The organism is Paenibacillus sp. OSY-SE (assembly GCF_000283315.1).
Taxonomy (GTDB): domain Bacteria; phylum Bacillota; class Bacilli; order Paenibacillales; family Paenibacillaceae; genus Paenibacillus_B; species Paenibacillus_B profundus.
Genome location: NZ_ALKF01000005.1, coordinates 1 through 1949, shown reverse-complemented (window position 1 = coordinate 1949; position 1949 = coordinate 1). Strand labels below are relative to the sequence as shown.

Genomic DNA, 1949 nt, shown 5'->3' with positions numbered 1-1949 from the left:
ATCCGCATATTCAATTCGCAAGGTGCGGCGGCGGTAGACCACCTGCAGCGGCCGGTCGCGCCAACCGCTGTCGACGCTCGTCCGCAGTATCGCATGCCGCTGGATGACCGTATTCCAGCTGCGTTCCAACGCGGCTAGATCCAGCCTTCCCTGCAGCGAAATGTGCATTTGGTTCACGTAAGCACCCGACTGAGGGTCCAGCCGGCTGTGGAACAGCATCCCCTGCTGCATTGGCGTCAGGGCATATACGTTCTCGATGTCCCCGAGAGGCCGGGTCCGCTGAATCAGCGCTTCCAGTTCCTCAATCGTTATGCCCTGCTGCAGCACATCGCTTGGCGTCAGCTCCACGCTTTCTTTCGCCACGCAGTAGCGAATGAGTTCCTGCAGATGATGCTTCAGCCGCTGTACCAACTGCTGCATGGTTTCCTTGCGGTACTGGTCGGCGCTGTAGCTCAGGTTCAGGCTCAACGCTCCTCCGGCGATCATGCCGTTGAAATCGAGCGTGGCTGCTCTGTTTTGCCTGCGGCTTACCGTTTCCCCAGACGCAAGCGGCGAGATCTGAAGCTCGCTGCGCTGTAAATCTTGGTCGAACTGCCCCAGATAGTTAAACGATATTTCAGGGGCGACCGCTTGAATATTAGGCGAAGACAAATAGCGCAAAATGCCGTAGCCGATGCCTTTGTGCGGGATGCTCCGCAGCGTTTCCTTGACCAGCTTGATTTGCCGTGACAGGTCCAGGCCCGCCTTCATTTCAAGCATGACCGGGTACGCGCTGGTGAACCAGCCTACCGTCCGGCTGATATCCACATCCGGCAGAATGGATTCCCTGCCGTGTCCCTCCAGCATGACGGCCACCTGCTCGATTCCGCTCCACTCCTGAACCGCCATCCCAAGCGCGGTCAGCAGCAGGTCGTTGATCTCCGTCCCATAAGCCCGGTGCGCTTCGGTTAACAACTGCTGCGTCTCGTGCCGGGACCATTGCAGCGTCAGCGTTTCGCTGTTTTCGACTGCGTCTCCGCCTTGCTCGTTATCCTTCGGCAACGGCGCTTGTTCGACATTCGCCAGCTGGCTCCAATATCCCAGTTCCGTCTCCATTGCCGGGCTTGAGGCATAAGCTGCCAGCTGCTGCGCCCAAGCTTGGAACGAATCGGTTTTCTGCGGCAGCCGAATGTCCTGCCCTTGCGCGGCCTGCCCATACGCTGCAGCGATATCCTCCAGCAAGATCCGCCAGGAGACGCCATCAATGACAAGATGGTGAATGACGATGAGCAGATGATCGCCGTCACCGCACTGGAATAAGCCCAGCTTCACGAGCGGACCTGTATCTAAGGAGATACCGGCTTGCAGCTCGCGGGCCTTCGCTTCGACTAACCGACCCCACACCTGCTCTTGCCGGAAGTCGAATACTTCCAATCCGTACAGTTCCCCTTCCTTCACAGCCCGGTTCCAAGCGGCATAACCTCCGTCCTCTGACGGCACAAATACCATACGCAGCGCGTCATGGTGAACCGTGATCTGCTTCATCGCAAGGCGCAGCGCCTGCACGTCAAAGCGTTCTTCCCGGTACAGCATCACGGCTTGGTTGAAGTGATGCGCATCGGCCAGATCCCGCTCGGCAAACCAGTGCTGAATCGGCGTGAGCGGCACCGGTCCGCGAATCTCTCCCTGTTCCGCGATGCGGCTAACCAGGGCGATATGATCGCTGAGCTGGGCCGCAGCCGGATAACGGAACAGGTCCTTCATCTCCAGCTTATAGCCAGCTTGCAGCAGCCGGGAAGCAGCTTGAATCGCCTTGATCGAGTCGCCTCCCAGGTCGAAGAAGCTATCATGGATGCCGATCCGGGTCACACCGAGCACCTGCTCCCATACCGTCACCAGCCGCCTGCTCCACCGGCGTGCGGGGAGCGGCATACGGCGCATGAGCCAGGGCTGCATCCGGCTTCGGCAGC

1 protein-coding gene is annotated in these 1949 nt (G+C 59.5%); it reads right to left on the bottom strand.

Annotated features, from left to right (window positions below):
* Window positions 1–1875: condensation domain-containing protein (locus A372_RS32510; RefSeq protein ID WP_237728451.1), on the bottom strand; the 1875-nt coding region annotated here is incomplete at its 3' end.
* Between the last annotated feature and the right edge of the window lie 74 nt (window positions 1876–1949).